Source organism: Saccharomonospora iraqiensis subsp. paurometabolica YIM 90007, from assembly GCF_000231035.2.
GTDB lineage: Bacteria > Actinomycetota > Actinomycetes > Mycobacteriales > Pseudonocardiaceae > Saccharomonospora > Saccharomonospora paurometabolica.
Window position 1 is genome coordinate 72131 of record NZ_KI912209.1, and the last position, 6670, is coordinate 78800.

At 73.2% G+C, this 6670-nt stretch carries 8 protein-coding genes; all 8 read right to left on the reverse strand.

Annotated features, from left to right (window positions below):
* Positions 1–213 precede the first annotated feature (213 nt).
* The 8 genes from SACPADRAFT_RS0203735 to SACPADRAFT_RS0203770 all read right to left on the reverse strand — a co-directional run bounded on the left by SACPADRAFT_RS0203735 (position 214) and on the right by SACPADRAFT_RS0203770 (position 6610).
* Positions 214–615 carry a hypothetical protein gene (locus SACPADRAFT_RS0203735; RefSeq protein WP_007025911.1) on the reverse strand — a complete coding sequence of 134 codons (402 nt, stop codon included), beginning with the start codon at positions 613–615 and terminating at the stop codon, positions 214–216.
* Positions 616–644: 29 nt separating this feature from the next.
* Positions 645–1442, reverse strand: coding sequence for a hypothetical protein (locus SACPADRAFT_RS0203740; RefSeq protein WP_007025912.1), 798 nt, complete (start codon positions 1440–1442; stop codon positions 645–647).
* The gene (locus tag SACPADRAFT_RS0203745; protein WP_007025913.1) at positions 1436–3553 is read right to left on the reverse strand and encodes a hypothetical protein; all 2118 of its coding nucleotides are present in this window, start codon (positions 3551–3553) and stop codon (positions 1436–1438) included. Before SACPADRAFT_RS0203745 ends, SACPADRAFT_RS0203740 begins: the two co-directional genes overlap by 7 nt.
* Positions 3554–3558: 5 nt before the next feature.
* Positions 3559–4545 carry a hypothetical protein gene (locus SACPADRAFT_RS0203750; protein WP_007025914.1) on the reverse strand — a complete coding sequence of 329 codons (987 nt, stop codon included), beginning with the start codon at positions 4543–4545 and terminating at the stop codon, positions 3559–3561.
* Between the two features lie 55 nt (positions 4546–4600).
* A complete protein-coding gene (locus SACPADRAFT_RS0203755; protein WP_233357117.1) occupies positions 4601–5308 on the reverse strand; it encodes a Crp/Fnr family transcriptional regulator in 708 nt (235 codons plus the stop codon).
* A gap of 117 nt (positions 5309–5425) precedes the next feature.
* Positions 5426–5851 (reverse strand): hypothetical protein, encoded by a 426-nt coding sequence (locus SACPADRAFT_RS0203760; protein WP_007025916.1) that lies wholly within the window; start codon positions 5849–5851, stop codon positions 5426–5428.
* Between the two features lie 71 nt (positions 5852–5922).
* Entirely contained in the window at positions 5923–6336 is a 414-nt protein-coding gene (locus tag SACPADRAFT_RS0203765) for a helix-turn-helix domain-containing protein (RefSeq protein WP_007025917.1), read from the reverse strand.
* On the reverse strand, positions 6329–6610 hold the full coding sequence (locus SACPADRAFT_RS0203770) for a hypothetical protein (protein WP_007025918.1): 282 nt from the start codon (positions 6608–6610) through the stop codon (positions 6329–6331). The genes SACPADRAFT_RS0203765 and SACPADRAFT_RS0203770 overlap by 8 nt, the downstream gene beginning before the upstream one ends.
* Positions 6611–6670: the final 60 nt, after the last annotated feature.

Below are 6670 nucleotides of genomic sequence, written 5' to 3' on the forward strand. Positions count from 1 at the left end.
GCGGGCCCGGACGCCGACGGCCTGCGTGCCGCGTTCGTCGTGGCCGGCTGCATCGGCGTCCTCGCCGTGCTCACCGCTCTCGCCGTCCGCCGCCGCACCCCGGCCACCGGGGAGACCACCGAGGCACCCGAGACGTCCACCGGCGCGGTGCACTGAGCGCTCCGGTCGAGCGGTCCCGGCGCGACCCACCCTGGCCACGCCGGGACCGGGGCGTCACCGTTCGCGGGGTCGGTCGACGGTGTCGCCGAAGGTGACCCCGCCGTGGATGTCGCGCGCCTGCACCGCACGCTCCGCGTCCCCGACGATCCGGTTCACCACCGCCGCCTCGGCCGGTGCCCCGGCGGCGCTCCGCTGCCACAGGCTCCGCAGCTCGGCCCCGAACTCGGGGCTTTCCCGCTCCGCGTCCGCGAGCACCCGGGCCAGCGAAGCCACACTCCCCGCGTCGTCCGGATCGGCGACCGCCGCCTCCCACACCCGCTCCGCGGCGGGTTCCCCGGCGAAGCGGTCCCGGACCAGCCGCACGAGTGCCGCCCACGCGCTCCTGCCGCCCTCAACGGCGGCGTGCGCGGCCTTCGTCGCCAGCGCGGTCGCGACCGCCTCCCACACCGGATCCATGTCCGCGTCTCCTTCCCCGGTCGCCGCGGTCACGCCGCGCCGTCCGTGCCGTCCCCACCGTCCGCGACGGACGGCAACCGGTCGGCCAGCTCGGGCCGTCCGTACTCGGCGAAGATTTTCTCCAGTGTCCTCAGCAGCCGGTCCCGGCACGCCTCGTCGGAGTCGTCCAACAGCTCGTCCACGAGTCGCCCGGCCGATTCCGGACGCTGTTCGGGCACCGGCGCGAGCAGATCCCGCAGTGCGGTCAGCTGCTGGGCGACCTGCACCGCGTCCGCGGGACGGCCGGGATTGTCCAGCATCCACCGCGCCGTGCCGCGGAGCGGATCACGGATCAGTGCGCACTCCTGCTCGAAGTGGTAGCCCGGCTGCTCGCGCTGCCAGGAGCGGACCGTCGCCTTCCCGGCGATCCGTTCCCGTTCGGCCACCGCCGCCACCAGATCCGGGTCGGCGACGACCTCCTCGCACACCGCACGGGCCTGCACACCACCGGTCGCGGGTACGTCCTCCCAGTTCAGCAGCACCCGGTTCAACTCACCGCGCACCCGCCGGGCCTCGGTCAACGTGTACTCCCGGCTCACCACCTCCCCGCGGCGGGACAGCCCCGCCGCGGCGACGTCGGTCAGCGCCGGCGGCGCCTGGCCGGCGCCCCGCCACCGGGCCTCCGCCCGGACCGTGACGGTGAAGCGCAGGTAGTCGTCCGCACTGGGCAGCGTCAGCTCGGCCCGCACCGCCTGCGGGAGCGGCTCGTACGCGGTGACGACGTGCTCCTGCGCCCGGTGTCCCTCTCCCTGACCGGCCCACAGCCGGCGGAACCACGCCCTCAGCACGAATGATCACTCCCCCAGATCGGATCGACCTCGTCCAGCCGGGTCCACAACTGTTCCAGCACGCTCGGCCTGTCCTGCCCCGTCGCTTCCGTATCCGGGGGCACCTGTCTGGCCCGGCTCGCGTGGTGGACGCGCGCGATCCGGACCGAATCGGCGTCCGTCGCCCGGACGAGATACTCGATCATGTCCTCGCATTCCTCCCGGTCCTGATGGGCCCGTGCGGCGCCCAACCAGCCCTGCACCGCCGTGCGCAGGCACCCAGGCGGCATGGTGTCGAGCGCGCGACGCCAGAAAGACACCGCCGTTTGGGGCTCGACCTGCGCGGGCGGTTCCTCCAGCAGCTCCGCGACGCTCTCCGCCAGCAGGGTGAGACGCTCCGGAGGAGCGTTGTCGAACCACTCCCGCACCGAACGCAGGAACGTGGTGACCCCGAGCTCGCGCCCCAGTTTCACCAGCACCTCGCGGACCGTGCTCCGGACTGTGTCGTCGGAGGAACCGGCCAGGTGTTTCAACCGGGTGAGCGCGATCCCGGGGAACGAGAGACCGATCCCCGCACACACCTCGGCCGTCAGCAGCTGCAGATCCGCACCCGCGTCGTGCGACCACCTCAGCAGCCTCGCCCGGATGTCCCGCCCCAGCGACGGGTCCATGGCCGCACCGGTCAGCAGACGCACGGCGACCGAACGCCGGTAGCCGTCACGGTTCGGCGCGGCCTCGGTTGTCCCCCACTCCCGGGCCAGGCGGACCGCGACAGCAGGCCCTCCCGTGGCGGCGAGTTCGAGGGACCTGTCCGCGAGACGCTCGAGGTCCGGCGCGGTCAGGTCCCTGCGTCGTCGCGGTATCCCACCGAGCCACGACTTCAGCACCGCGCGCAGCTCCGGATGCTCGAGCCACACGTGCCGCAGTACCAGAGGCCCGAACGTCTCCGACCGGAACCTGGCGGCCTGCGGGTCGAAATACGCGTCCTCGGCGGCACGCCGGAGCCACCGCGCGTACGGGCCGGGCTGCAGCAACGGCGGCGGTGGTTCCCGGTGCAGACCGTTGTGTTCGAGCAACAGGTCGGCGGCGGACACCACGTGCTCCACGGACGCCCCTTCGAGCAGTGCGGTCGCCAGCAGCAGCGCCGGCCCCTCCGCGTCGGCCTCCTCCTGCCAGGTACGGATCCGCTCCCGCAGGGCCTTCTCGGATTCCCCGGACAGGTCCCGCAGCGAGTTCTCGAACGCGTCCGCCGATCCCTCGCCGTGGGACATGCGATACCCGACGGCGTCCGCGAGCTGTTTCACCCGCGGTGGCCACAGATTCTCCAGGTCCTCCGCTCTGCCCGTCGCGGCGACGAGGCCGGGGACGTCGACGTCGGTGAGGTGCCGGGCGAGAACCGCCACCGACGACGGTTTCCCGAGCTCGTGCACCCGGCCGGGAAACTGCTCGGAGAATTCCCGCCGGTTCTCCCACGGAACGACGAGGATCAGGTAGCTCCGGTGGTCGTCGAGGTCCCGGCTGAACGCGACCAGCTGTCTCCGTGCCTCCGGCAGGTCCTCGGCCGCCGCGCGACCGTCGATCAGCAACACCGCGGGGGTGTCCCGCGCCAGTAACTCGTCGGCGGCCAACCCGAGGGCGGGATCGAGCAGTTCCTCCCGGACCTCCATCCCCGGGCACTCCCGCTGCAACTGGTGTCCCAGGCGCAGACCCGCGCTGAACTGACCGCCTTCGTTCTCCGGTGCGACGAGCACGAGGACCCGCTCACGCCGGAGGATGTCGAGCGCCGTAGGCCCGTCCCGGTCGCCGTCCCCGAGCAACCCGGGCGGCGCGACGTAGCTGTCCGCGAGTCGGGCGAGGGCCCCGGGATCCTGCAGACCGCGGTCGTATCGCGGCCGGGCCCGGGCGCGGGCGCCGTCCACCTGCGAGAAGAACTGCATGCCCGGGGCGTAGATGTTGTTCGTCGTCTCGATGAGATCGCGTGCCGAGGTCCGATTCTCATTGCCGGTGACCGCGATGTCGGGAGCCGGATTCTCCGCGCTCAGCGGCACCGGCTGTTCCTCCGGAACGGGCGGTTCCGGGCTCGGCTCGGACCACCCGAGGATCCCGAACGCGTCGACGTCGTCGGCGGCCATCGGGGTCACCACCCAGACCGGTCCGTGGTTCCGCCGGTGCGGCGGCCACTGGCCGGTCCGAAGTTCGCGTCACCCCGGGTGGAGACGTCTCCGGTGATCTCGGTGGACGACTGGGTGACGTCGCGTCCCGCGGTGACGTTCCGGTCGCCGGACACGACGATGCCGCTGCCACCGACGTCGCCCACCGTGTGCTGCCGGACCCCGCCGTGCACCACCCCGCTCTGCGCGACCCCGCGCGCGTCACCGGTGACGGTGTTGGACACCGGAGCCGGTCCGGACCCGGCGTCCGCCGTCCCCGCCTCCTCCGGCGTGTCGTCGTCTCCGTCGGGCAGCAGCAGCCCCGCCCGGAGGAGGTCCCCGGAGGGAGCGGGCACCCGCAGGTAGCCCGTTCCGGAGTATTCCTTCGCCGCCAGCTCCAGCGGCGCCTCCACGAATTCGCTCGGCCGCCGCTCGGTCCGCTCCGCCCGCACGATCTCCTCCATGACGGTGCCGGACAGCACCGAGGCCACCAGGGTCACCTGCGGGTCGGAGTGGTCCAGCAGCCGGCGGACCGGTTCCGCGTCGAGCATCCGCCCGGCGTCGACCATGACCCGGCCCACCGGGGAGTCGGCCAGCAGCGCGTCGAAAGCGCCCACCGGCCCGTAGTGCAAACTCGTGCGCAGACGGAGCTCGATCCCGGACGCCCGGAAACCCTTGACACGCCGACGCAGCTCAACCTGCAGTGCGTCGAAGAACCCGTCCACCACGGCGGCCACCAGCTCCGGGCGGACGCCGACGAGGTAGCCGTCGCCGCGGAAGGCGTGGAACCGGTGTCCCCGCCAGGCCTCGGCGAGACCCACCCGGTCCGCCGCCGCCCGGAGCACGGCGGGGAGCTCGCGCTGGATGGTCTCCTGTTGTGCGGTGGTGTGCCGACTGAAGTGACGGACGTCCACGGCGAGAATGCCGAGGTGCTCACCGGGGTGCCGGTCGGGGGCCGGGGATGACTGGTCCACGTCGAAACCTCCACGAGATCGGGTGATCGCTGTCGACGCCGAGCGTGCCGGGGAGTCACGGCCGGTTCTGTCCGGAACCGGACACATCCGGGTCGGCGAGTCCGGCGAGGTCGAGGATCTCCAGCCGTCCCCGCGCCACCCGGATCAGGCCGCGTGCCTTCCACTCCGCGAGCACGGGTGTGACGGCGGAGCGCGCGAGGCCGAGTGCCGCCGCGAGCTCCTGCTGGGACAGGCAGATCAGGTGCGGGGCCGGGTGGTCGGGGCCGGCCGCCGCCACAAGGGTGTCGAGGAGGTCGGCCAGCCGGGTCGCCGTCGGATGGTGTGCCAGCCGCCAGGCGTGTGCGGCGCTTTCCCGGATTTTGTCCAGGATGTAGCCGTTCAGCTGCGTCTCGAGGGCGAACCGGCGGAGCAGTTCCCCGAACCGCCGATCGGGCAGCCGCACCGTGATCCCCGGTTCGATCGCGACCACCGTCGCCGACCGGGGCTTGCCGTCGCGTTCGGAGAACTCCCCCACCACGTCCCCCGGGCCGCGCACCGCGAGCATGATCTCGCGGCCGTCGGGTTCGGCGTAGCGGACCGCCAGCCGGCCGGACAGGCACAACAGGGTCCACCCACCCGGGTCGCCCTGCCGCAGCAGGGGTTGCCGTGCCCGGTGGCGGGCCCGCACCCCCGCGCCCACGAGACTCGCCCACGCCTCGGTCGGAACGACGGCACGAAAGCCGCGTGCCCCGGGTGACCACCCCGGCTGCCTCGCTTCCCGCACACGATCATGTGTACGCGCCGCCCCGGTCGTGTGGGACGGAAACCGCCAAGATCACCCCGACGGGGACGGTCGGGCAACTCTCCGTACCCGGATCCGGAACACCCCGGCGGATGACGGTCACCCGGTCAGCAGGAGCACCCCCGTGACGATCAGGGCGACGACCTTCACCGCCTCCAGGGCGATGTAGACGTAGTGGTTCCGCGACCTCGGGACGTCCTCGCCCGCGAGCACACGGTCCGACCGCCGGGACAGCGCGGGCCGCACCGCGACGAGCTGCACGGCCAGCGTCCCGACGACCACGGCTCCCGCGGTCAGCACCCCGACCGAGGGCAGGGCGACCACCGCCGCGACCACCAGCACCACCGCCAGCACGGTTTCGGCGACGTTGAGGGCACGGAAGACCAGCCGCCCGATGCCGAGGCCGATCCGCTGCGTCACCTCCGGGGCGCGGAACTTGAGCGGCGCCTCGAGGAACGAGATCGCCAGCACCATGCCCAGCCAGACGAACACCGCCGCCGTCGCGACCGCCTGCGCGGCACCCATCACGTCTCCCTCCGCCGGAAGAACCCGATCATCCCGATACTACGAACCCGGCCCCGCCGGAGGGCGCGGGCTCAGCCCCGGGAACGGTTCAGGTAGTTGTAGACGGTGAACCGGGTGACGCCGAGCGCCTCGGCGACGGTCTCGGCCGATTTGCGGTAGTGGAAGGCGCCCCGTTCCTCCAGCAACCGGACGGCGCGTTGCTTCTCCGCACGCGGCAGCTCGGCGAGCGGGCCGCCCAGTTCCCCGGCGAGGTCGTCGAGCAGGCCGGCGAGCCCCGCGGTGCCCGCACTGCCCTCGTTCGGCAACCGGACCGCCGCCACCGGCTCACCCTCCCAGTGCAGCGGCACGTCGGCGGGCCCCATCTCGTCCACGGTCACGACGCGGCCGCCCACCCGCTCCACCAGCGGGAGCACCGCCGCCACCAGCGGGTGGTTCTCCGGCCCGGCGGGGCCGTCGGTGCTGTCGGAGGCGCCCGGTTCAGGCACCGCCGAGCCCCTCGTCCACCGGCCACACCGCCGACGGCCCCGCGTCCTCGACCTGGAACGTCACCCGGGTGGCGCCGTGCTCCAGGGCCGCGGAGACGATGTCCCGGAGCGCGGACAGCAGCCGCTCGCCGTCCCCGGTGACCCCGGTCCCCAGCGGGCCGAAGTCCGCGGACAGGCCCGCGTCCTCGGCGGCACGCAGCGCCGCGCGGGCGTGTTCCGGCGGCTCACCCTCCCCGACGAACGGCTCCGTCGTGAACTCCGCGTTCAGCCACATGCGCCCAGGCTACCGCCGCCCGCCGCCCCTCCTTCAACGCCGACGGGCGAGCGCCGCCAG